Origin of the sequence: Flagellimonas marinaquae, assembly GCF_003992675.1 — a bacterium.
Classification (GTDB): Bacteria; Bacteroidota; Bacteroidia; order Flavobacteriales; family Flavobacteriaceae; genus Flagellimonas; species Flagellimonas marinaquae.
The window spans coordinates 620,519-643,620 of record NZ_RZMZ01000015.1; the positions used below are offsets into that span (position 1 = coordinate 620,519).

18 protein-coding genes are annotated in these 23,102 nt (G+C 44.6%); 12 read left to right on the forward strand and 6 right to left on the reverse strand.

Annotation, left to right across the window (positions count from 1 at the left end; translation table 11 throughout):
* The first annotated feature begins 33 nt into the window (after positions 1-33).
* Positions 34-1,569 carry a YifB family Mg chelatase-like AAA ATPase gene (locus EO130_RS12185; protein ID WP_127141779.1) on the forward strand — a complete coding sequence of 512 codons (1,536 nt, stop codon included), beginning with the start codon at positions 34-36 and terminating at the stop codon, positions 1,567-1,569.
* Between the two features lie 191 nt (positions 1,570-1,760).
* Positions 1,761-2,171, forward strand: a complete 411-nt coding sequence (locus tag EO130_RS12190) for a hypothetical protein (RefSeq protein ID WP_127141780.1) — start codon at positions 1,761-1,763, stop codon at positions 2,169-2,171.
* On the opposite strand, the gene EO130_RS12195 is transcribed toward EO130_RS12190, so the two are convergent.
* Entirely contained in the window at positions 2,168-2,611 is a 444-nt protein-coding gene (locus EO130_RS12195) for a hypothetical protein (protein WP_127141781.1), read from the reverse strand. The two genes, EO130_RS12190 and EO130_RS12195, sit on opposite strands and share 4 nt — an antisense overlap.
* A gap of 181 nt (positions 2,612-2,792) precedes the next feature.
* Between EO130_RS12195 and EO130_RS12200 the strand changes: the two genes are divergently transcribed.
* The 10 genes from EO130_RS12200 to EO130_RS12245 all read left to right on the forward strand — a co-directional run bounded on the left by EO130_RS12200 (position 2,793) and on the right by EO130_RS12245 (position 15,237).
* Positions 2,793-3,989 carry an Nramp family divalent metal transporter gene (locus tag EO130_RS12200; RefSeq protein ID WP_127141782.1) on the forward strand — a complete coding sequence of 399 codons (1,197 nt, stop codon included), beginning with the start codon at positions 2,793-2,795 and terminating at the stop codon, positions 3,987-3,989.
* A complete protein-coding gene (gene pxpA / locus EO130_RS12205) occupies positions 3,990-4,733 on the forward strand; it encodes a 5-oxoprolinase subunit PxpA (protein ID WP_127141783.1) in 744 nt (247 codons plus the stop codon).
* Positions 4,730-5,464, forward strand: coding sequence for a 5-oxoprolinase subunit PxpB (gene pxpB, locus EO130_RS12210; RefSeq protein ID WP_127141784.1), 735 nt, complete (start codon positions 4,730-4,732; stop codon positions 5,462-5,464). Before pxpA ends, pxpB begins: the two co-directional genes overlap by 4 nt.
* Positions 5,457-6,296: a 5-oxoprolinase subunit C family protein gene (locus EO130_RS12215; RefSeq protein WP_127141785.1), complete on the forward strand. Its 840-nt coding sequence runs from the start codon at positions 5,457-5,459 to the stop codon at positions 6,294-6,296. The genes pxpB and EO130_RS12215 overlap by 8 nt, the downstream gene beginning before the upstream one ends.
* Before the next feature lie 357 nt (positions 6,297-6,653).
* Positions 6,654-8,330 (forward strand): dihydroxy-acid dehydratase, encoded by a 1,677-nt coding sequence (gene ilvD / locus EO130_RS12220; RefSeq protein WP_127141786.1) that lies wholly within the window; start codon positions 6,654-6,656, stop codon positions 8,328-8,330.
* A gap of 36 nt (positions 8,331-8,366) precedes the next feature.
* Positions 8,367-10,100, forward strand: a complete 1,734-nt coding sequence (ilvB, locus tag EO130_RS12225; protein WP_127141787.1) for a biosynthetic-type acetolactate synthase large subunit — start codon at positions 8,367-8,369, stop codon at positions 10,098-10,100.
* A 74-nt stretch (positions 10,101-10,174) separates the two neighbouring features.
* Positions 10,175-10,702: an acetolactate synthase small subunit gene (gene ilvN, locus EO130_RS12230; protein ID WP_127141788.1), complete on the forward strand. Its 528-nt coding sequence runs from the start codon at positions 10,175-10,177 to the stop codon at positions 10,700-10,702.
* A gap of 24 nt (positions 10,703-10,726) precedes the next feature.
* A complete protein-coding gene (ilvC, locus tag EO130_RS12235) occupies positions 10,727-12,202 on the forward strand; it encodes a ketol-acid reductoisomerase (RefSeq protein WP_127141789.1) in 1,476 nt (491 codons plus the stop codon).
* 16 nt (positions 12,203-12,218) lie between these two features.
* Positions 12,219-13,484: a threonine ammonia-lyase gene (ilvA, locus tag EO130_RS12240; protein WP_127141790.1), complete on the forward strand. Its 1,266-nt coding sequence runs from the start codon at positions 12,219-12,221 to the stop codon at positions 13,482-13,484.
* A 160-nt stretch (positions 13,485-13,644) separates the two neighbouring features.
* Positions 13,645-15,237: an NADP-dependent glyceraldehyde-3-phosphate dehydrogenase gene (locus tag EO130_RS12245; protein ID WP_127141791.1), complete on the forward strand. Its 1,593-nt coding sequence runs from the start codon at positions 13,645-13,647 to the stop codon at positions 15,235-15,237.
* Positions 15,238-15,519: 282 nt separating this feature from the next.
* Here the strand turns inward: EO130_RS12245 and leuB are convergent, their stop codons facing one another.
* The 5 genes from leuB to EO130_RS12270 form a co-directional block, all read right to left on the reverse strand.
* On the reverse strand, positions 15,520-16,578 hold the full coding sequence (gene leuB / locus EO130_RS12250) for a 3-isopropylmalate dehydrogenase (protein WP_127141792.1): 1,059 nt from the start codon (positions 16,576-16,578) through the stop codon (positions 15,520-15,522).
* Between the two features lie 42 nt (positions 16,579-16,620).
* A complete protein-coding gene (locus tag EO130_RS12255; RefSeq protein WP_127141793.1) occupies positions 16,621-18,138 on the reverse strand; it encodes an alpha-isopropylmalate synthase regulatory domain-containing protein in 1,518 nt (505 codons plus the stop codon).
* 29 nt (positions 18,139-18,167) lie between these two features.
* Positions 18,168-18,764, reverse strand: coding sequence for a 3-isopropylmalate dehydratase small subunit (gene leuD, locus EO130_RS12260; protein WP_127141794.1), 597 nt, complete (start codon positions 18,762-18,764; stop codon positions 18,168-18,170).
* Between the two features lie 74 nt (positions 18,765-18,838).
* A complete protein-coding gene (gene leuC / locus EO130_RS12265; RefSeq protein WP_127141795.1) occupies positions 18,839-20,251 on the reverse strand; it encodes a 3-isopropylmalate dehydratase large subunit in 1,413 nt (470 codons plus the stop codon).
* A 201-nt stretch (positions 20,252-20,452) separates the two neighbouring features.
* Entirely contained in the window at positions 20,453-22,993 is a 2,541-nt protein-coding gene (locus tag EO130_RS12270) for a DUF559 domain-containing protein (protein ID WP_127141796.1), read from the reverse strand.
* Positions 22,994-23,102 lie beyond the last annotated feature (109 nt).

The window sequence follows — 23,102 nt, forward strand, 5'->3', positions numbered from 1 at the left end:
ACATTTTCAGTCTTTTTCAATTAGAAACAGTTTATGCTCACAAAAGTTTACGGAAGTGCCGTTTTCGGCATAGAGGCCACCACCATCGTTGTGGAGGTCAATATCGACAAAGGAATTGGGTATCATTTGGTGGGATTACCGGATAACGCCATCAAGGAAAGCAATTTTCGGATTGCGGCTGCCCTTCAGAACAACGATTACCGAATTCCCGGTAAAAAAATCACCATCAACATGGCTCCGGCCGATATGCGCAAAGAAGGTTCGGCCTACGATTTAACGCTGGCTATAGGAATTTTGGCAGCATCTGGACAGATTCGTTCTGAAAACATTGAAAACTACTTGATTATGGGAGAGCTTTCTTTGGATGGAAGCCTACAACCCATAAAAGGTGCCCTTCCCATTGCCATAAAGGCCCAGCAAGAAGGTTTTGAAGGCTTTATCCTACCCAAGGAAAATGCCTACGAAGCAGCTGTGGTCTATGGACTGAAAGTATATGGCGTGGAAAGCATTAAGCAGGTTATCGATTTCTTTGATGCCGACCTTCCTCTGGAACAAACCGTGGTGGATACCCGCAAAACGTTTTACGAGCAACAGTACCTGCCAGAATTTGACTTTGCCGATGTAAAAGGTCAGGAAAGCATAAAGCGGTGTATGGAGATTGCGGCTGCCGGGGGACATAATATTATTTTGATTGGTCCGCCAGGAGCAGGGAAAACCATGTTGGCCAAGCGTTTGCCGTCCATTTTGCCGCCCATGACCTTGCACGAGGCCTTGGAGACCACCAAAATACACAGTGTGGTGGGCAAGGTAAAAAACAAAGGCTTAATGAGCCAACGGCCTTTCCGTAACCCGCACCATACCATTAGCAGTGCTGCTTTGGTAGGCGGGGGCAGTTATCCACAGCCAGGTGAAATTTCCTTGGCACATAATGGTGTTCTCTTTTTGGATGAACTCCCCGAATTTGAACGACGTGTGTTGGAAGTGATGCGACAACCCATGGAGGATAGGGAAGTCACGATAGCGAGGGCCCAATTTACGGTAACCTATCCCAGTAGTTTTATGCTGGTGGCGAGCATGAATCCCAGTCCTGGAGGGTATTTTAACGACCCTGATGCCCCCGTTACATCATCACCAGCAGAAATGCAACGGTATCTAGGTAAAATATCGGGCCCTTTATTGGACAGGATAGATATTCATATCGAAGTTACTCCCGTTCCTTTTGACAAATTGTCGGAAGAAAGAAGAGGGGAAAGCAGTGTGGTCATCCGGAAAAGAGTGGAAGCCGCAAGAGACCTCCAGACCCAAAGGTTTGGCGATGTTGAAGGTATTCATTACAATGCCCAAATGGGAACCAAGCATATTCGGGAATTTTGTAAACTGAACGATTCATCCAAGAATCTTTTGAAGGAAGCCATGCAACGATTGAATCTGTCGGCTAGGGCCTACGACAGGATCTTAAAGGTTTCTCGTACCATTGCCGACTTGGAAGGGTCCCAGGATGTGGTGGAAAACCATATTTCGGAAGCAATTCAATATAGAAGTTTGGATAGAGAAGGGTGGTTGGGCTGATTTACACCGTGTATTAAAGGACAACCTGCAATCCGAAAATGAAAAATATACTATGGGTTTATCATCAAATCCATAGTTTAAGGTCCTTTCAAGAAAAGATATGCAGCGATTACGTTAAATATAGCTAAAACCCCTGTTGGCAAGACTTTTAAATGCTAATTTCGCTCCGTTTTTGAAAAAAATAAGGGAACATGCAGTTTGTAGAGTTGAACCCCATGGGAAATTTTGACCCTTGGGAGCTGGAGAAGATAGATGAGTTGCTACATCAGGAAATCAAAGAATCGCTAAGCAATCGATTGGTCTTTGAAAATGAAGAGGTAAAACTTTGGGATTTATGCCTAATGCCCGGAGAACGCCTTAATTTTAGAAAGCACAACACCAATTACGGTTGGGTCTGCACCACAGGCGGCTTGATGATTACACGGTACGGGAATGGTAAAATCGATATGATCAAGTTAAACCCGGGGGACACTGAGTATTTTGAAAATCGCGGTAAAAACTACGTCAACGATTTGGAAAATATCGGCGAAGCCACAGTGGTCATCAACATCTTGGAATACAAGGAAAGCAAAAAGGAGAACAGTCTTCAGTTTTCCAACTAAATGGCCTTTATATTCGCTTTTAGTCCTTCTACAATTCCTATGATATTCTCCACGGTTTCGTCCAAATAGTACTTAATGGCCAAATGGGGAATCCTAACAGTGGTAAAACCATTCTTAAACGAGTGCATGGCATCTTCCAAGTCGTTTATGGCCTGTTCGTGGGTAATCATGTTGTAGTTTTGGTCGATTTCAATATTCAGTTTCACTCTGGAAATTGCGATATCCACCGATTTTTTTCCGTCCCACCATTCCAACATCGGATGTAAACCGGCTTCTTTGAGGGCATAGAATAAATGAATGGCTTCAATAGGGGTGTTATTGTTCAATATCACTCTTTTGATAAGCTTTGTATGTCTTTCACAGAGTGTAACACCCAAAGATTCCTTGGAAACTTTATATTGATGGGGGTCAAGGCCTTTGCCACAATCCTTACATATCATAGGTATTAGTCAAGTTTAGGTCTCAATAAGATTTGGTATTACCATAACTTTCAGTTTTTCGAAATCGTATAAAAAATCGATGTACGGCATCCCACTTTTAGACGAATGGCACTTTTTCGGATGAAATGCAGGTTTTGTCCTTTTATCCTTTTAATTTAAGCCCTCCAAAACCAAAGCATCCATGTTTAAAAAAATAGGACCGGGAGTTCTAGTGGCAGCAGCCTTTGTTGGACCGGGAACCATAACCATGTGCACTCTAGCAGGAGCAAGCTTTGGGTATGCTTTGCTGTGGGCCCTGTTAGTGTCTGTAATTGCTACGATTGTATTGCAGGGAATGGCAGGAAGGATTGGTCTTGTATCCCAAAGTGGACTGGTGGATGTGGTCCGCGAAGAACTGCAAACACCATGGGTCAGAAACAGTGTAATCGCCATTGTACTTGGTGCTATCTTGGTAGGCAATGCCGCCTATGAAGCAGGGAATATTGGTGGGGCCACTTTAGGATTGGAGCAGTTGTTGCCTCATCCCCAAGTAAAATCCTTTTTGCCCGCAATAATGGGTGGGATTATTTTTCTACTGTTGTGGTTTAGCAATTATAAGGCTTTGGAAAAAATATTTGTGGCTCTGGTCGGTATTATGGGCGTTAGTTTTGTCGTTTGTGCCATCATCACCCAACCATCAATTGGGGAAATAGTAAAGGGAATGTTTGTTCCCAAACTACCGGAGAACGGATTACTTACGGTAATTGCCTTGGTAGGGACCACAGTGGTTCCATATAACCTTTTTTTACATGCCTCCTTGGTCAAGGAAAAATGGAAATCCAAAAGCGATCTGAAAGCAGTGAACTGGGACACCCTTATTTCCATTGGGTTGGGCGGATTGGTTTCCATGGCCATCTTGGTTACCGCTGCGGCCGCTCCCATTTCCGAAATCGACGATGCTTTGGATATGGCCAAGGCCTTGGAGCCTTTATTTGGCGAAATGGCATTTCTATTCATGTCAATGGGGTTGCTGGCGGCCGGAATAACCTCCGCGATAACGGCACCCTTGGCTGCGGCTTACGTGGCAGCTAGTTGTTTTGGTTGGGAGGGAGGCATGCAACACAAAAAGTTTAAGGCAGTTTGGGCCACGGTCCTCCTTTGTGGGGTTGTTTTTCTCTCTTTTGATATAAAACCCATCGAAGTCATTCAATTTGCACAAGTGGCCAACGGAGTTTTACTTCCCGTAATGGCCATTTTGCTCCTATGGGTTGTAAACAAAAAATCGGTGATGGGCGAACATCGAAATTCTGTGGTTCAGAATGTATTTGGTGCGGCAATCGTCCTTTTTTCCATATTTCTTGGGGCAAAAAGTATATTTAAGGTGATAGGCTTGTTTTAAATGATACAGTATACGGTAGATATCAATTGTGATGTAGGTGAAGGTGTTGGCAATGAGGCTGATATTTTCCCATATATCAGTTCGTGCAACATTGCATGCGGCGGACATGCAGGGGATACTGAAATGATGTACAGGGTAGTTTCTTTGGCCAAGCGGCATCGGCTCAAGGTAGGAGCGCATCCATCATACCCGGATAAAACCAATTTTGGCCGGGAGGTAATGGATATTTCCAATGAGGATTTAGTGCAAAGTATTCAAAAACAATTGTCCGATTTTGATGCAGTGTTACAGCAAGAAGAAGTAACACTACATCATATTAAGGCCCATGGAGCGCTGTACAATCAAACTGCAAAGGATAAGGAGTTGGCAAAAGTATATTTGAATGCCATTAAAGATTATAAAGAGAAAGCGGTTTTATTTGTTCCTTTTGGTTCGGAAATCTCAATGGTAGCTCAAAAGGAGGGGTTTGAGGTTCGGTTTGAGGCCTTTGCGGACAGAAATTACAATCCAGATTTATCGCTTGTTTCCAGAAAAGAATCCAATGCATTGATTGAAGAACCCGAAGCGGTTTTACAGCATATATTGCCCATTATAAAAAAGGGTAAAGTGTTGGCCATGAATGGTGAACCCTGTCGAATTCAGGCAGACACATTTTGTATCCATGGCGATACGGTTTCGGCATTGAAAATATTAATGTATCTTTCTAAAGAATTACCCCGAAACCAGGTGCAATTAGCAAAGTGAAAAGTTACCCCATCAGTATTAAGCCCTATGGAGAAAGAGCTGTTCTAGTTGAATGGCCCAAAGAGGTGAGTGAATCCATTTTGGCGGACATTCTCGATTTTATGGACGCTTTTAAGGAGCTGAAAACCCCAGGTTGGGAAATGTCTGTGGCCTATAATACCTTGACCATGGTCTATAACCAAGACCATATCGATTTTGAGGATACCAAGAATATGATCTTGGAGTGCCATGAAAAACAGGCTAAATCCAAAACAGAACGGATACAGCATTTATGGACACTGCCTGTTTGCTATGATCTGGAATTTGGAATGGACCTGGAGGAGGCTTCAAAAGTGTTGGGGTTATCTCCAGAAGCACTTATTGAACAGCATACCTCGTACCAGTATGTCGTTTACGGCATAGGCTTTTTGCCGGGCTTTATGTATTTAGGCGGACTCCCTTCCCATTTGGAAATTCCCCGTCGTGCAGAGCCAAGATTAAAGGTTCCGAAGGGCTCTGTAGGACTTGCCAGCAAGCAAACCGGAATTTATCCACAAGATTCTCCGGGTGGATGGAACATTATCGGTAACTGTCCAGTGGATTTGTTCGACCCTAAAAAGGAGGACCCTTGCTTTGTTAAGGTGGGAGACAAGATACAGTTTGAACGTATTTCCAAAGCCGAGTACAAGCTTCACAAAATTGAGGGCGAAGTAGGCATCTATGAACCTGAAAAAGTCGTTTTAAATGCTTAAAGTGTTGAAACCGGGACTTTACTTGACCATACAAGACCTTGGAAGGTATGGGCATAGGGATATTGGTGTTCCCATAGCTGGGGCCATGGATGTGGAATCGGTAAAAAAAGCCAATCTGTTGTTGGAGAATGATGAGAACGATGCAGTATTGGAAATCACAATGACAGGTCCTACGCTCCAATTTGATACCGATACGTATATAAGTTTGTCAGGGGCGCATATAGCCGCCACCTTGAACAATGAACCCATTGATAATTATACCGTAATCCAAGTACACAAAGGGGATATATTGTCCTATGGCCGCCTAGAGAAAGGTTTTAGGGGATATTTGGCCGTAAAAGGGGGTTTTCAATCGGAAAAATTGCTCAACAGTCGTTCACAGTTTTACCCGGTTACCAAATCGGCACGACTTAAGGACGGTGACGAGGTTCCATATGAAGAGACCAAGTCTTATGAGCCCAAGATATCAGAAGTAAAGATTGAGGAACATTTTGAAAACAGTACACTAAAAGTTTATAAGGGACCAGAATTTTCATTGTTGTCTGATGAACAGTTGACAGCGATATTCACCAAAACCTACCACGTTTCCAAAGAAAACAATCGGATGGCCTATCAAATTTCGGAGCTCATCGCAGAGCATTCACACACCATGCTTACCTCAGGGACCTTACCAGGCACCATTCAGCTCACTCCTGCCGGGCGTATGATCATTCTGATGAAAGACGGGCAAACTACCGGCGGTTATCCCAGAATATTGCAACTTTCGGAAGCATCCATCTCCATTTTGGCCCAAAAAAAATACGGTGATGAATTGCGGTTCAAACTGATTTAGAAAAACTCCAAAAGCATCCAGAAGAATACAATTATTTTTTGTACCATTGACTTATGAGAAGAAGTAACCAAGTCATCGTAGCTGTCATAATTGTCCCAAAAACGGGGTGATACAGACTTGCTATTGACTTAAAAGGCCTGTATCCCACACGATACAGGCCTTTTTTATTTCAGAGAAAATTAATTGAATGTTGGATTTTTAAACCATCTAAAAGTTTGAAAAACAGTAATTTATGTATATTATGTTTCCAGTGAATTTAAACAGGGAACAACTGTTAAAAATCTAGGGCTTTTTAAACATATATCTTTGAATTACTGCATTTCTTAAAAGAAAACGCAATTTGAATGAATTTTAACAATGGAATTGAACAAGTTTAGTAAAACAGTAACACAAGACCCAACGCTGCCAGCGGCTCAGGCCATGCTGCATGCGATTGGATTGACAGACGAAGATTTACAAAAGCCCTTGATAGGAATTGCGAGTACGGGATACGAAGGTAATCCGTGCAACATGCATTTGAATGATTTAGCACTTGACGTAAAAAAGGGGGTAGAGTCATCCAATTTAGTTGGTCTGATTTTCAATACCATTGGGGTGAGCGATGGCATTTCGAACGGAACCCCGGGAATGCGTTATTCCCTTCCTTCAAGGGATATTATCGCGGATTCCATCGAAACCGTGATGCATGCCATGAGTTATGATGGCCTTGTTACCGTGGTTGGATGCGATAAAAACATGCCAGGTGCTTTGATGGCCCAATTGCGATTGAACCGTCCATCCATTTTGGTGTATGGCGGAACCATTGCACCAGGATGCCATAACAATAAAAAACTGGACATCATCTCGGCTTTTGAGGCTTACGGACAAAAAGTGGCCGGTGCCATAGACGAAAAGGAATATAAGGAGGTCATTCACAAGGCATGTCCAGGAGCCGGTGCATGCGGTGGAATGTACACTGCCAATACCATGGCATCCGCAATTGAGGCCATGGGAATGTCCATGCCGTTCAATTCATCAATCCCTGCCGTTAATGACAAGAAGCAAGCAGATTGCGAAGCAGCTGGTGCGGCACTCTACCATTTATTGAAAGAAGACATCAAACCAAGGGATATCGTAACCAAAAAAGCATTGGAAAATGCCTTTAGGTTGGTGACGGTACTCGGAGGTTCTACCAATGCCGTACTTCACTTTATGGCGATAGCACATGCAGCAGAGGTGGATTTCTCCTTGGAAGACATTACAAGAATCAGTGATTCTACGCCTTTACTAGCTGATTTAAAGCCAAGTGGAAAGTATTTGATGGAAGACCTGCACAATGTAGGGGGTGTACCTGCAGTACTCAAGTATATGTTGAAAGAGGGCATGCTTCATGGGGATTGTATGACCGTTACAGGAAAAACCTTGGCCGAAAACCTATTGGATGTTCCCGATTTGGCCGAAGGGCAGGACATTATCAGAAAAAAAGAAGCCCCTATCAAAGAAACCGGACATATTCGGGTTTTGACGGGTAACATTGCTACCGAAGGCGCCGTAGCAAAGATTACCGGGAAGGAAGGACTTGAGTTCACGGGTACCGCCCGTGTATTTGACAGTGAGGTGGCCGTTAATGAAGGTATCCACAACGGAAAAGTACAGAAAGGTGACGTGGTAGTCATTCGTTATGAAGGGCCAAAAGGCGCACCGGGAATGCCCGAAATGTTGAAACCAACATCCGCCATTATGGGAGCGGGACTTGGAAAGGACGTAGCGCTGATAACCGATGGTCGATTCTCTGGAGGTTCCCACGGATTTGTGGTGGGGCATGTTTCGCCCGAAGCCCAGGTAGGCGGTGGTATTGCCTTGGTAAAAGATGGTGATGAAATTACCATCGATGCGGTTAAGAACACCATTAACGTGAATATTTCCGACGAAGAGTTGGAAAAAAGAAGAAAAGAATGGAAGCAACCTGAATTAAAGGTAAAATCAGGGAGCTTGTACAAATATGCCAAAACGGTATCATCTGCAGCAAAGGGCTGTGTTACCGATTTGTTCTAACAATTACGAAAGGGATATCTCCCTAAATTCAGGCTTATGGAGACATTGAAAGCACAAAAAAAAGATAGTACAACACAGAAGACCATTCGGATAACGGGAGCAGAGGCCATCATCCACTGTTTGCTTGCCGAAGGAGTCGATTTAATCTACGGTTACCCCGGAGGAGCCATTATGCCCGTTTATGACGAGCTGTATAAGTTTCAAGATAGGTTGACCCATATTTTGACCCGTCATGAGCAGGGGGCAACCCATGCCGCACAGGGCTATGCACGGGTAACCGGAAGGGTAGGTGTGGCCATGGCTACATCAGGACCCGGTGCTACCAACTTGGTGACTGGTTTGGCCGATGCACAGATTGATTCAACCCCCATGGTTTGCATTACCGGGCAGGTAACACGAAGCCTTTTAGGTTCCGATGCCTTCCAAGAAACCGATATTGTGGGGATTTCAACTCCGGTGACCAAATGGAACTATCAAATCACCCGTGTAGAAGAAATACCTGAGATTATGGCGAAAGCTTTTTACATCGCCAAATCTGGACGGCCTGGACCCGTTTTGGTCGACATCACCAAGAATGCTCAGTTTGATGAGCTTGATTTTGTGTATGAAAAATGTACAAAGGTCAGAAGCTACAAACCAGTTCCCAAGCCAGAAGCCGGGAGCTTAGAGAAGGCGGCGGAACTCATTAACAGCGCTAAAAAGCCGTTTATTGTATTTGGACAAGGAGTCATTTTGGGCGAAGCCGAAGCGGAGCTAAAAGCCTTTGTGGAAAAAACAGGAATTCCTGCGGCATGGACGATATTAGGTCTCTCGGCCATGGATACCGACCACCCGTTGAATGTGGGCATGGTGGGAATGCACGGCAATTATGGCCCCAACCTGCTCACCAATGAATGCGATGTATTGATTGCTATTGGAATGCGCTTTGATGACCGGGTCACCGGTAATCTGGACACCTATGCCAAACAGGCCAAAGTCATTCATTTTGAGATTGACCCAGCAGAAGTGGACAAAAACGTAAAGGTGGATGTAGCGGTTTTGGGGAACTCCAAAGAAACTTTGCGTGATATTCTTCCCTTGGTGGATAAAAAAGAACACAACGCATGGAAGGCGGAGTTTGATAAAATGTACCAAATCGAATATGACGCCCTGATAAATAAGGACATTCATCCAACCAAGGACGGATTGACCATGGGCGAGGTCATTGAGCAAATCAATTTGGCGTCCGACCACAAAGCGGTGATTGTCTCCGATGTTGGTCAGCATCAAATGATAGCCTGTCGATATGCCAAGTTTAAACAGTCCAAGAGCAATATCACTTCTGGTGGTCTGGGAACCATGGGATTTGGGCTTCCAGCGGCCATTGGGGCCAAAATGGGTGCTATGGACCGTGAAGTGGTGGCCATTATCGGTGATGGAGGTTATCAAATGACCATTCAGGAGCTTGGGGTTATTTTTCAACATAATGTGCCCGTTAAAATAGTGGTCCTGAACAATGATCACTTGGGAATGGTTCGCCAATGGCAAGAACTTTTCTTTGATAGGCGCTATGCTTCCACGGTAATGACCAACCCAGATTTTGTGAAAATTGCGGAAGGCTATCATATTCAAGCCAGAAGGGTTACCGAAAGGGGAGACCTTCAGGAAGCAGTACAAGAAATGATGGCATCCAAAAATCCATACTTTTTGGAGGTGAAAGTAGAAAAAGAGGACAATGTGTTCCCAATGATTCCATCAGGGGCGTCTGTTTCGGACATCAGATTGAAATAAAAATGAGTAGAAAAGGAACCTTGTAGGGTGAAGATTTGTCAAACCCAACAAGTCACAAAGCATATCAAAACACTATGGAAAAACAATGGTATACCATCTCGGCATATTCCGAAAATCATGTCGGATTGCTCAATAGGATATCAGGAATATTCTTAAAGCGACATATTAATATAGAGAGTCTAAATGTCTCTAAATCAGAAATAGAAGGTGTTTCTAAATTCACCATTGTGGTTTTTACCACAGAAGATTGGACCCGAAAGATTGTGGGGCAGATAGAAAAGCAGGTGGAGGTCATAAAGGCCTACTATCATACGGATGATGAGACCATTTATCAGGAATCGGCACTGTTCAAAATTGCTTCACATTTATTGTTCGACGAACGACAGATTCAAAACATCATCAAGGAAAGCCATTCGCAGATTGTCACCGTAAATCGGGAGTTTTTTGCCTTGGCCAAAACAGGGCGTCGGCACGAAATAGATGAAATGCACGAAGCATTGGAGCCTTATGGCATCCTTCAGTTTGTTCGTTCCGGTCGAATTGCGGTCACCAAGGCCACGATGCCCATCAGCGAGATGTTGCAAGAATTTCAAGAAAACTAAATAGCGTAAAATCAAATATTTAAAATGGCAAATTACTTTAACACACTATCACTTCGCGAACAACTGACACAGTTGGGAAAATGTAGATTTATGGATTCCAGCGAGTTCGCGGATGGTGTTACCGCATTAAAAGGAAAGAAAATTGTAATTGTAGGTTGTGGCGCCCAAGGGTTAAACCAGGGGTTGAACATGCGTGATTCCGGATTGGACATCTCCTACGCATTGCGTCCAGCAGCTATCAAGGAACAACGTCAATCCTACAAAAACGCAAAGGAAAACAACTTTACGGTGGGAACCTATGAGGAATTGATTCCGACTGCTGATTTGGTCATCAACCTGACGCCGGATAAACAACACACCAATGTGGTAAGTACAGTAATGCCTTTGATGAAGAAAGGAGCAACATTGTCCTATTCGCATGGTTTTAATATCGTGGAAGAAGGAATGCAAGTTCGTGAGGACCTTACCGTAATCATGGTAGCGCCCAAAAGTCCAGGTTCCGAGGTGCGTGAAGAGTACAAAAGAGGATTTGGCGTACCTACCTTGATTGCCGTTCACCCGGAAAACGACCCAGAAGGGAAAGGTTTGGAACAAGCCAAGGCCTATGCTGCGGCAACCGGCGGTGACAAAGCCGGTGTATTGGAATCATCATTCGTGGCGGAAGTAAAGTCAGATTTGATGGGGGAGCAGACCATTCTTTGTGGTTTGTTGCAAACAGGTTCTATTCTTTCGTTCAACAAAATGGTAGAAAAAGGAGTGGACGAAGCCTATGCCTCCAAATTGATTCAATATGGTTGGGAAACCATCACCGAAGGATTGAAGCAGGGTGGAATCACCAACATGATGGACCGTTTGTCGAATCCCGCCAAGATCAAGGCATTTGATTTGGCCGAAGAATTGAAGGAAATTATGCGCCCCTTGTTCCAAAAGCATATGGACGATATTATGAGCGGGCATTTCTCCAAAACCATGATGGAAGACTGGGACAATGGCGATAAAAACCTATTGGATTGGAGAGCCGCTACGGGAGAGACCGCTTTTGAAAAAACCCCTGCTGGCGACATGAATATTTCTGAGCAGGAATATTATGACAATGGGGTGTTGATGGTCGCTTTTGTAAAGTCTGGAGTGGAATTGGCCTATGAGACCATGACCGAATCAGGAATCATCGGTGAATCGGCCTACTACGAATCGTTGCACGAAACACCACTGATCGCAAACACCATTGCTAGAAAGAAATTGTTCGAGATGAACCGTGTTATTTCAGATACGGCAGAATACGGATGTTATTTGTTTGACCATGCGTGTAAGCCCTTATTGACTGATTTTATGAAGAAAGTGGACACCGATATCATTGGCAAGCACTTTGGCGAAGGAAAGGATACGGGTGTGGACAACGTTCGACTGATTGCAGTGAACAAAGCCATCCGTGAGCATGATGTGGAAGTAGTTGGCGCCAGATTGCGCGCTTCCATGACGGCCATGAAGCCCATAGGATAACAAAACGATTGGCCCCATGAGCGAAACGGTGGAAACATACTTTCCGCAAATAGCGGATATTTATCAAGCCGCAAAGACCATTGCCCAAGTGGCAGAGGTGACCCCTTTGCAGCAAAGTATCCGCTATTCCAAATCCCTTGGGGCCAAAATTCTTCTCAAGCGGGAAGACCTTCACAGGGTGCGTAGCTACAAAATCCGTGGTGCGTACAACAAGATCAGTTCGCTCAGTAAACAGCAACTGGACAGTGGAGTGGTCTGTGCCAGTGCAGGGAATCATGCGCAAGGCGTTGCATTTGCCTGTAGCCATTTGAAGGTGAAGGGAACCATTTACATGCCGGTTGTAACTCCAAAACAGAAAATAGACCAGACCAAGATGTTTGGAGGGGAATGGGTGGATGTGGTACTGAAAGGGGACACTTTTGACGACTCCAAAAAAGCCGCTGAATCATTCAGTCAACAAGAAGGCAAAACCTTTGTGCATCCCTTTGATGACGAAAAAACGATAGAAGGGCAAGCAACTGTAGGGTTGGAGATGCTGCAACAGACTGATAACCCCATCGATTATGTTTTTGTTGCTGTTGGGGGTGGGGGATTGGCATCTGGACTTTGCGGAACGTTCCAGGCCTTATCGCCAAATACCAAAATTATAGGGGTGGAACCTGAAGGAGCCCCTTCCATGCTAAAATCCATGGAACAAGGGGAATTGGTGGAGCTGGAAAACATCGATAAGTTTATCGATGGAGCGGCGGTCCAAAAAGTTGGTTCGTTGACCTATCCCATTTGCAAGGACCATCTGTACAAAATGGTAACCATTCCCGAAGGGAAAGTGTGCCAGACCATATTAGATCTCTACAACAGTGATGCCATTGTAGTGGAGCCTGCTGGAGCACTTACCATTGCTGCCTTGGATGATTTTAAGGAAGAAATTAAGGGAAAGAACGTGGTGTGCGTGGTAAGCGGAAGCAACAACGATATTACCCGTACAGCCGAAATCAAGGAAAGGGCCTTGCTCTACGCTCAATTAAAGCATTATTTTATTGTGAGATTCCCTCAGCGTCCCGGCGCATTGAAGGAATTTGTGGCAGATATTTTGGGGCCCAACGATGATATCACACATTTTGAGTACTCGAAGAAATCGAGCAGGGAAAATGCTCCTGCCATTGTAGGGGTAGAGCTAAAATCCCCGGAAGATCTTGAACCCTTAATGCAGCGGATGAAAGACAATAACTTCTTTGGGGATTATCTTAACAATAAGCCTGATCTTTTTCAGTATTTGGTGTGATATCACCAACATTTTCAGGCATCATTATGATAAAGTTTGGTTTCCTGTCCAAGACTAAGCGTTTCCACAGAATCAACATGATTTTCAATGGTTTTTGTGTTAGCTTTGTGTGGTATGGGTGACCATATAAGAACACTAATCGCTTAAAAAATAATTACTCATGGCGAAAACTAAACCAGCAATACCAGAAGCTTTTCAAATTACCGAAGAGATACACCAAAAAACATATTTAGTAAACGGGGAACTCCGTCAATGGCAAGGAGCTACCAGTCCTGTGGTTTCTACCATTTCCTCAACGGATGAATACGCCCCGACCCCACTGGGAAGCATACCCGATATGGGCGAAGAGGAGGCCATGCAGGCGTTGGATGCTGCTTTGGCGGCCTACGACAAAGGTCAAGGACTTTGGCCCACCATGAAGGTAAAGGACCGAATCGAGTGCATGGAAACCTTCGTAAAGAAAATGGAGCAAAAGCGCGAACAGGTCGTAAAGCTGTTGATGTGGGAGATTGGGAAGTCCAAACCGGATTCCTACAAAGAGTTTGACCGTACCGTGGAGTATATTTATGATACTATTGAGGATTACAAGCAATTGGACCGTGATTGTGCCAAATTCCAAAAGCATGATGGGGTTTACGCCCATATACGTCGTGGACCGCTAGGGGTTGTGCTGTGCCTTGGTCCGTACAACTATCCGTTGAATGAGACGTTTGCCTTGTTGATTCCTGCCATTATTATGGGGAATACTACCATTTTTAAGCCGGCAAAGCACGGTGTTCTCTTGATCACACCCCTTTTGGAGGCTTTTCAGAGCAGTTTCCCTAAAGGAGTGGTAAATATACTTTTTGGTCGTGGAAGAGCTGTTGCGGCGCCTATAATGAAAACGGGTAAGGTGGATGTATTGGCGTTGATAGGCAACAGTAAATCAGCCAATGCATTGCAGGACCAGCATCCGAAAAGTAACCGATTGCGGTTGGTCTTGGGCTTGGAAGCCAAGAATCCTGCCATTGTGCTTCCCGATGCCGAGTTGGATTTGACCATTAATGAGTGTATTTCCGGAACCTTGTCTTTTAACGGTCAGCGTTGCACCGCCTTGAAGGTGGTTTACGTTCATGACGAAGTAAAAGATGAGTTCTTAAAGCGCTTTTCGGAAAAAGTGGATGGATTAAAATTCGGAAATCCTTGGGATGATGGCGTACAGTTGACACCGCTACCTGAACCTGACAAACCAGCTTACATCCAAGAGCTCTTGGATGATGCTTTGGCAAAAGGAGCGAAAATCATCAATAAAAAAGGAGGGAAGCATTTCGACAACTATATTTGGCCAGCGGTGCTGTATCCTGTTACCAAGGATATGCGAGTCTATCAAGAGGAACAGTTTGGCCCCATTATACCAGTGCTTTCCTTTCAGGATATTGAGGAACCTTTGGATGATATGGCAGAATCCAACTACGGACAGCAAGTGAGCTTGTTCGGAAAGGATGTATATAGTCTGTCGCCGCTGATTGATACTTTAGCGAACTTGGTATGCCGTGTGAACCTGAACAGCTCTTGTCAGCGTGGGCCGGATGTGTATCCGTTCACGGGTAGAAAGGACTCCGCCCAGTCAACTTTGAGCGTGCACGATGCATTGCGTTCCTTCTCTATCCGAACCTTTGTGGCATTCAAGGACAACAACTTGAACGTTCAGACGGTGGAGCAACTATTGGAAGCTAAGGTGAGCAACTTCTTGAGCACGGACTACATTTTGTAAAAAAGTGTCAGTTCGAGTTTTTTCCAAAGGAAAAAGTATCGAGAACGGTAAAAAGTTTTAAGCAAAATAGCATTCTGGTCAACCTGAACTTGCCTGCCTGCCGGCAAAGGCAGGTTTCAGGTTCTCATTAAGATTGGAATACTAAAATGATGAGATTCTGAAATAAATTCAGAATGACGCATCGATATTTTAGTGTGGTAAAGAAATAGTTGAAGTTTATTTTTATAACGAATTAAAATGCCCCGAATTTCGGGGCTTTCTTATTGGTTTTTTGTGGGTTGATTAAATATTTTCAGCCAACCAGTCCCCAACTTCACTGGTCTTGTAGGCTTTCCCACCATCGGCAAGATCTTCGGTAACCACTCCTTCGGCCAATGATTTGTTGACCACCTCACGAATGGCTTCTGCTTCATCTTTAAGCCCAAATGCCGTTTCGAACATCATGGCTGCGGATAAAACTGTTGCCAACGGGTTGGCAATATCTTTTCCAGCCGCTTGCGGATATGAACCGTGGATAGGCTCAAACAAAGAGGTCTTTTCTCCCAAGGAGGCGGAGGGCATCAACCCCATAGATCCTGAAATCACAGAGGCTTCATCGGTTAGGATATCCCCGAACAAATTTTCGGTGATCAAAACATCGTAGGCACTCGGCCACTGCACCAATCGCATGGCCACGGCATCCACAAATTCATAGGACACTTCCACCTCGGGATAGTCTTTTTCTAACTTTTGAACGGTTTCCCTCCACAAGCGGGATGTTTCCAAAACGTTTGCTTTGTCCACACAACAGAGTTTTTTGGAACGCTGCATTGCCATTTCAAAACCTTTTTTGGCCAAACGCTCCACTTCTGCACGGGTGTAGGTGCAGGTATCGTAAGCGGTATTGTCGTTGTCTTCACGGCCTCTTTTTCCAAAATAGATGCCTCCTGTCAGTTCACGCAAGAAAACCAGATCGGTCCCTTCAATACGCTCTCTTTTCAACGGCGACTTCTCAATAAGGGAAGGAAATGTAAAAGTTGGCCGCACATTGGCAAAGAGCCCCAATTTCTGGCGCATTTTCAATAGGCCTTGTTCGGGACGCACTTTGGCAGAAGGGTCATTGTCAAATCGTGGATGGCCAATGGCTCCAAACAGAACGGCGTCGGCGGCCACGCATATCTCATGGGTTTCATCGGGGTAGGGCTCTCCAACGGCGTCAATGGCCGCAGCGCCAGTTAGGGCAGGGGTCCAACTGATTTCATGACCGAACTTTGCAGCTACGGCATCGGATACTTTTACGGCTTGATCTATTACTTCGGGGCCAATACCATCTCCGGCCAAGAGCGCTATGTTTAATTTCATTTCTTCAATTATCAGTTATCTAAAAACAATTCTCAAAGTTCATTATACGAGATTCAGCATTTTTTCCGTGGCTTTTATAGCGGATACCGTCTGGTCTGAATCCAAACCTCGTGTAGTAAAGTCTTTTTCTTTGGTTTGCCAAGTAATAACCGTCTCGCAAAGTGCGTCAGAGGTACTGCCTGGCGGTATCCGAACGGCATAATCTACCAGTTTGGGCAATTCGCGGCCTTCTTTTTTGTACACTTTTTTCAAAGCGTTGATGAAGGCGTCGAACTGACCGTCGCCTTGTGCATTTTCTTCATACGTTTTCCCCTCGATTTCTATGGAAAGGGTAGTGGAGGGCTTCAAACCTTTGGAATGTGTCAACACATAAGATTTGACGAAGACCTTTTGCTGATGTAGATTGTTGTCCAGTACATCGGAGATAATGTAGGGCAGGTCATCCTTTGTAACGCGCTCCTTTTTATCCCCAAGCTCAATAATGCGTTCGGTAACCTTTTTCAGTTCGTCATCGTTCAAGGTCAATCCCAATTCCTGAAGATTCTTTTGGATGTTCGCCTTGCCTGATGTTTTTCCCAAGGCATATTTGCGTTTTCTTCCAAATCGTTCGGGTAAAAGGTCATTAAAGTAAAGATTCTTCTTACTATCTCCATCTGCATGTATGCCAGCAGTTTGGGTAAACACATTATCACCGACAATCGGTTTATTGTCAGGGATGCTAACCCCTGTAAAGGCAGACACCAGTTTACTTACTTTGTAAAGGGAGGATTCCTTGACGCCAATTTTAATTTCTGGTAAAAAATCATTGATAACTGCCACAGTACTTGCCAAAGGTGCGTTCCCTGCGCGTTCTCCCATGCCGTTTACGGTGAGGTGTAAACCATGAACCCCAGCTTTTAGTGCTTCCATGACGTTGGCCACACTAAGGTCATAGTCGTTATGGCCATGGAAATCAAAATGGGTGTTCGGATATCGTTCGATGATTTCCTTAAAAAACAAACCTGTCTCTGTGTGAGTGAGCACGCCCAAAGTGTCGGGAAGCAAAATGCGTTTGATGGGTTGTTGCGTCAAAAAGTCCAAAAACTGAAAAACATACTCCTTGGAATTTCGCATGCCATTGCTCCAATCCTCCAAATATACATTGGTGTCAATCCCAAGTTGATTGGCTTCGGAAATGACTTTTTCAATTTCTGTAAAATGCTGTTCTGGAGTCTTTTTGAGTTGATGGGTTAAATGATTTAATGAGCCCTTGGTCAATAGGTTTTGGACTTTGGCTCCCGCGTCCTGCATCCATTTTAAGGAAATACCGTTATCCACAAAGGTCAATACTTCTACTTTGGATAAATACCCTTCTGCGGCGGCCCACTCCGTAATATTCTTTACGGCTTGAAGCTCCCCATCCGAAACGCGTGCGGATGCCACTTCGATGCGGTCTACCTTAAGTTCCTCCAACAACAGTTTCGCCAGGGTGAGCTTTTCCGAAGCGGAAAAGGAAACCCCAGAGGTTTGTTCACCATCCCGAAGGGTGGTGTCCATAATTTCTATGGTACGTTTTTTCATTTTTGTGCCGTAGTGTTCCGAGCAGTGACCTAAAGTGGCGTGTTTTCGGCGTATTTCTCAATATCGTCCTGAATGTTCAATAGGTAGTCGATATCATCAAAACCATTGAGCATGTTATCTTTTTTATACCCGTTGATCTCAAAACCTTCGCTTTCGCCCGTGGCCAAAATGGTGATTTTTTCTTCGGGCAGGTTGACTTCAAACTCTGCTTTTGGGTCAGCTTCAATGGCCTTAAAAATTTTGTCCAAAAACTCGGGGCTTACCTGAACGGGCAAAACTCCGATGTTCAAACAGTTATTTCTGAAAATATCAGCAAAAAAACTGGATACCACACATCGAAAGCCGTAATCGTACACGGCCCATGCTGCGTGTTCCCGGGAAGAACCCGAACCAAAGTTTTTGCCACCCACCAATATTTTTCCGGAGTAGATGGGATTGTTCAGTACAAATTGTTCCTTTGGCGTTCCATCTGGATGATAGCGCCAATCACGGAACAGGTTGTCTCCAAACCCTTTACGCTCGGTCGCTTTAAGGAATCGGGCCGGGATGATTTGGTCGGTATCCACATTTTCGATAGGTAGGGGTACCGCTGAACTGGTTAGTATGTTGAATTTATCGTAAGCCATCTTGTTTTCAATTTTCAGTTATCAATGTTCAATTAACAATGAATTGCTAATTGCTTATTGTGCATTGTTTATTGTTAAGCTAAAACTTCTTCTTGCATCAGTTCCCTTGGGTCGGTCACTTTTCCAGTAACGGCAGCCGCAGCGGCCACTAATGGACTTGCCAATAGCGTGCGCGCCCCTGGTCCTTGACGTCCTTCAAAATTTCTATTGGACGTACTCACCGCATATTTGCCTGCAGGAATTTTATCATCGTTCATGGCCAAGCAAGCGGAGCAGCCTGGTTCTCTCAATTCAAATCCGGCCTCTGTCAAAACATTCAAAATGCCTTCATTTTTAATGGCTTCTTCCACCTTGTGCGAACCGGGTACCAACCAAGCGGTTACGTTATCCGCCTTTTTTCTTCCTTTGATAATGGAAGCAAAAGCCCTAAAGTCCTCGATTCGACCATTGGTGCAACTTCCCAAGAATACAAAATCTACAGGTTTGCCCACCATGGCCTCGCCTTCATTGTAATCCATATATTCCAAGGATTTTTTATAAGTAGCAGGAGAACCATCGATGGTTTCTGCCAACGGAATATCCTTGCTGATTCCGATGCCCATTCCCGGGTTGGTACCAAAAGTGATCATGGGTTCGATCTCGTTGGCATCAAAAGTCACTTCTTTATCAAAAACGGCATCTTCATCAGAATAGAGGGTTTTCCAGTACTCCATGGCCGCATCCCAATCCTTGCCTTTTGGGGTATATTCCCTTCCTTTAATGTATTCGAAGGTTTTCTCGTCCGGGGCAATCATTCCGCCACGGGCCCCCATTTCAATACTGAGGTTGCAGACCGTCATTCGGCCTTCCATGGACATATTTTTAAATACTTCTCCGGCGTATTCCACAAAGTAGCCTGTGGCACCGGAGGTGGATAGTTTTGAAATGATGAACAAGGCCACATCTTTTGGTGTTACCGCCTTGTTCAATTCGCCGTTTACGTTGATGCGCAAGCGTTTTGGCTTGGGCTGCATTATACATTGGGTGGATAGCACCATTTCTACCTCGCTGGTTCCGATGCCAAAAGCAATGGCACCAAAGGCACCGTGGGTAGAGGTATGGGAATCGCCACAAACGATGGTGGCCCCAGGCACGGTGATTCCGTTTTCTGGACCAATAACGTGCACAATCCCATTTTTCTCATGGCCAAGCCCCCAATAAGGTATGTTGTGTGCATTGGCGTTTTCTTCCAAAGCCCTTAATTGATTGGCGGACAAGGGGTCCTTAACGGGCAAGTGTTGGTTTCGTGTAGGGGTATTGTGGTCCGCGGTCGCAAAGGTGCGCTCTGGGTACAATACCTTGATGCCTCTGTTCTTCAATCCCAAAAAAGCTACGGGACTCGTGACTTCGTGTACCAAATGCCTATCGATGAAGAGTACATCCGGACCATTGTCGATATGCTTTACTACGTGGGAATCCCAAACTTTATCAAATAGTGTCTTGCTCATTGTATCTTCCATAATTTGTAAGCCTACGAAGTTAAAAATTGTATGTCAAACCGATTTTCGGTCCTTTATAAAATTACGATGTTCAACGGCAATTTCAAGCACTTGTTTTGAAAAGAAAGTAGTGGTAAGTGTTGATTGTCAATCAGTAATGAAGTATTTTTAGATAAGGGTGTATGCTACCAATTACAAACCTTATCGGCATCAACTGATATAATTCCAAATGGTAGTATTGGCCATCATTTTGGAATAGGCGCTTAAAATGGGTGCGTTTTCTGCTTTTTCCAAGCGAGGGTCATCTTTCAGCAATTGAATGGCGTAGTAGCGAGCCGTTTTCAAGATTTGATTATCCTTTACAATATCCGCTATTTTAAGGTTGAGCATACCGCTTTGTTGTGTGCCCATAAGGTCACCTGGACCCCGAAGTTTCAGGTCCACTTCGGCAATTTCAAAACCATCGTTGGTGCGTACCATGGTCTGCAATCGGGTTTTGGCATCTTCGGACAGTTTATGGCTCGTCATGAGGATACAAAAACTTTGTTCAGCACCTCGGCCCACACGTCCACGAAGCTGGTGCAATTGGGACAGCCCAAACCGCTCGGCACTTTCAATGATCATTACCGAGGCATTGGGGACGTTTACGCCCACCTCGATGACCGTGGTGGCAATCATAATTTGGGTCTCGCCTTTTACAAAACGTTCCATTTCGTAATCCTTATCGACTGGCTTCATTTTTCCGTGTACAATCGAAATCTGATACTCGGGCTGTGGAAAGTCGCGCACAATACTTTCATAGCCATCCATCAGGTCTTTATAGTCCAATGCTTCCGATTCTTGTATGAGCGGATATACTATATAGATTTGCCTTCCCCTTTTGATTTCATCTTTGATGAACCGAAACACTTTCAAACGGTTACTATCGTATCGATGCACGGTTTTAACAGGTTTTCTGCCTGGTGGGAGCTCATCGATGACCGAAACATCCAAGTCTCCGTAAAGGCTCATGGCGAGGGTTCTCGGAATAGGGGTGGCCGTCATCACCAAAACATGGGGGGGTACGGCCCCTCCATCCTCCCCAACGGGGAGACTATTGAGCACTTCCTCTATTCTTTTCACGACGGAATCTAGGGCTCCGATGACTTCTTCATTTTTAAAGCGAATTACCTTGTACCCAAAATCGTTCAGTATAGCCGTGCGCATGGCATCGGCTTCCTTTTGCATTGGGTCATTGTGGTATCCGCCATCAACTTCTACAATCAGTTTTTTGTATAAGCAGACAAAATCGACAATAAAGTCGTCAATAACATGCTGTCTTCTGAATTTTGAACCTAGTTTTTTGGTTCTCAATTGCTCCCACAGAATGTGTTCCGCTTGCGTACTATTCTTTTTTCCCTGCTGTTGATATTCTTTTAAGATTTTGTAGGTCGTAGGATTTGCAGTTTGATATTTATATCTGATTTCTTGGACCCTCCCTTTGGGAGGGAGCTCGGGAGGGCTTCCTTTATGCCATAACTTTGACCGCTGTGCCACACCAAACCGATGTTGCTCGTCCACAATGGCTAAACCTAGATTCTGAAACTGGACTTTATCTTCCAAAAGGGCATGGGTACCTACCAGAATGTTCAAATTTCCATTCTCCAGTTGATTGTGGAGGAGGGTCCGTTCGGACTTTTTCGTGGAACCCGTCAATAGGGCAATCTTTACATCCATGTTTACCAACAGCTCTTTGAGCCCATTGTAGTGCTGGGTGGCCAAAATTTCCGTCGGTGCCATCAAACAGGCTTGAAACCCGTTGTCAATCGCCAACAACATGCACATCAAGGCCACGATGGTCTTCCCGGAACCCACATCACCCTGCAACAACCGGTTCATTTGGGCATTGCTGCCCAAATCGTTCCGGATTTCCTTAATAACCCGTTTTTGTGCTTCGGTGAGTTCAAAAGGCAAGTGGTTTTCGAAGAATTCGGTAAATTTTTCGCCCACAGCCTCAAAGGGCATTCCCTTGATCTTTTGTTTACGCCGTAAATTTTGGGATATGAGTCGCAATTGCACAAAAAACAATTCCTCAAACTTTAATCGAAACTGTGCTTTTGCCAATAATTCCTGATTCTTCGGAAAATGGATGTTGAAGAGTGCAGAACTTTTCGAAATCAACCGTAACTCCTCCAAAATGGCTGGTGAGAGGGATTCTGGAAACTTCCCGTTGCACTCCAAAAACAACTGATGCATCATTTTACCGATGACCCGATTGGTAATGCCCTTGTTGCTCAATTTTTCGGTAGACGGATAAATGGGCTGCATTACCATTGTTACCCCTTGCTGATGCTTTTGCAAAGTTTCCATTTCGGGATGAGGCATGGAGAAGGAACTTCCATATTTGTTCACCCTACCAAACACCACATAGGGTTCGTTCAATTTTAAACTTTCCTTGATCCACTTGTGGCCTCTAAACCAAACAAGATCCATTTGTCCTGTTTCATCCACAAACGTCGCCACCAAACGCTTGCCCCTTTTCTGTTCTACCATTTTTATGTGAATGACTTTTCCTATCACCTGCACATCGGCACCACTGGGCTGAAGTTGGTTGATCTTATAATAGCTTGTCCGGTCCAGATAGCGATTGGGGAAAAGGTGCAGCAGGTCCCTAAAGGTCTCAATGCCCAGTTCTGCCTTGAGCACATCCGCCCTATTGGGGCCAACGCCTTTCAAATACGCTATGGGAGTTTGTAGAAAATTGGGATTCATCGAACTAAAATATGTAATTTGGAAGGACTTTTGATAAGATGATGGTATGAAGCTGAGCCCCATAATTATTTTTTTGCTACTTGTGCAGTTGTTATCCGGCCAAATTCAA

Excerpts from the sequence above, each read along its gene's own strand:
- EO130_RS12185 (WP_127141779.1), top strand. The coding sequence starts at position 34 with ATGCTCACAAAAGTTTACGGAAGTGCCGTTTTCGGCATAGAGGCCACC.
- EO130_RS12190 (WP_127141780.1), top strand. The coding sequence starts at position 1,761 with ATGCAGTTTGTAGAGTTGAACCCCATGGGAAATTTTGACCCTTGGGAG.
- EO130_RS12195 (WP_127141781.1), bottom strand. The coding sequence starts at position 2,611 with ATGATATGTAAGGATTGTGGCAAAGGCCTTGACCCCCATCAATATAAA.
- EO130_RS12200 (WP_127141782.1), top strand. The coding sequence starts at position 2,793 with ATGTTTAAAAAAATAGGACCGGGAGTTCTAGTGGCAGCAGCCTTTGTT.
- pxpA (WP_127141783.1), top strand. The coding sequence starts at position 3,990 with ATGATACAGTATACGGTAGATATCAATTGTGATGTAGGTGAAGGTGTT.
- EO130_RS12215 (WP_127141785.1), top strand. The coding sequence starts at position 5,457 with ATGCTTAAAGTGTTGAAACCGGGACTTTACTTGACCATACAAGACCTT.
- ilvD (WP_127141786.1), top strand. The coding sequence starts at position 6,654 with ATGGAATTGAACAAGTTTAGTAAAACAGTAACACAAGACCCAACGCTG.
- ilvB (WP_127141787.1), top strand. The coding sequence starts at position 8,367 with ATGGAGACATTGAAAGCACAAAAAAAAGATAGTACAACACAGAAGACC.
- ilvN (WP_127141788.1), top strand. The coding sequence starts at position 10,175 with ATGGAAAAACAATGGTATACCATCTCGGCATATTCCGAAAATCATGTC.
- ilvC (WP_127141789.1), top strand. The coding sequence starts at position 10,727 with ATGGCAAATTACTTTAACACACTATCACTTCGCGAACAACTGACACAG.
- ilvA (WP_127141790.1), top strand. The coding sequence starts at position 12,219 with ATGAGCGAAACGGTGGAAACATACTTTCCGCAAATAGCGGATATTTAT.
- EO130_RS12245 (WP_127141791.1), top strand. The coding sequence starts at position 13,645 with ATGGCGAAAACTAAACCAGCAATACCAGAAGCTTTTCAAATTACCGAA.
- leuB (WP_127141792.1), bottom strand. The coding sequence starts at position 16,578 with ATGAAATTAAACATAGCGCTCTTGGCCGGAGATGGTATTGGCCCCGAA.
- EO130_RS12255 (WP_127141793.1), bottom strand. The coding sequence starts at position 18,138 with ATGAAAAAACGTACCATAGAAATTATGGACACCACCCTTCGGGATGGT.
- leuD (WP_127141794.1), bottom strand. The coding sequence starts at position 18,764 with ATGGCTTACGATAAATTCAACATACTAACCAGTTCAGCGGTACCCCTA.
- leuC (WP_127141795.1), bottom strand. The coding sequence starts at position 20,251 with ATGAGCAAGACACTATTTGATAAAGTTTGGGATTCCCACGTAGTAAAG.
- EO130_RS12270 (WP_127141796.1), bottom strand. The coding sequence starts at position 22,993 with ATGAATCCCAATTTTCTACAAACTCCCATAGCGTATTTGAAAGGCGTT.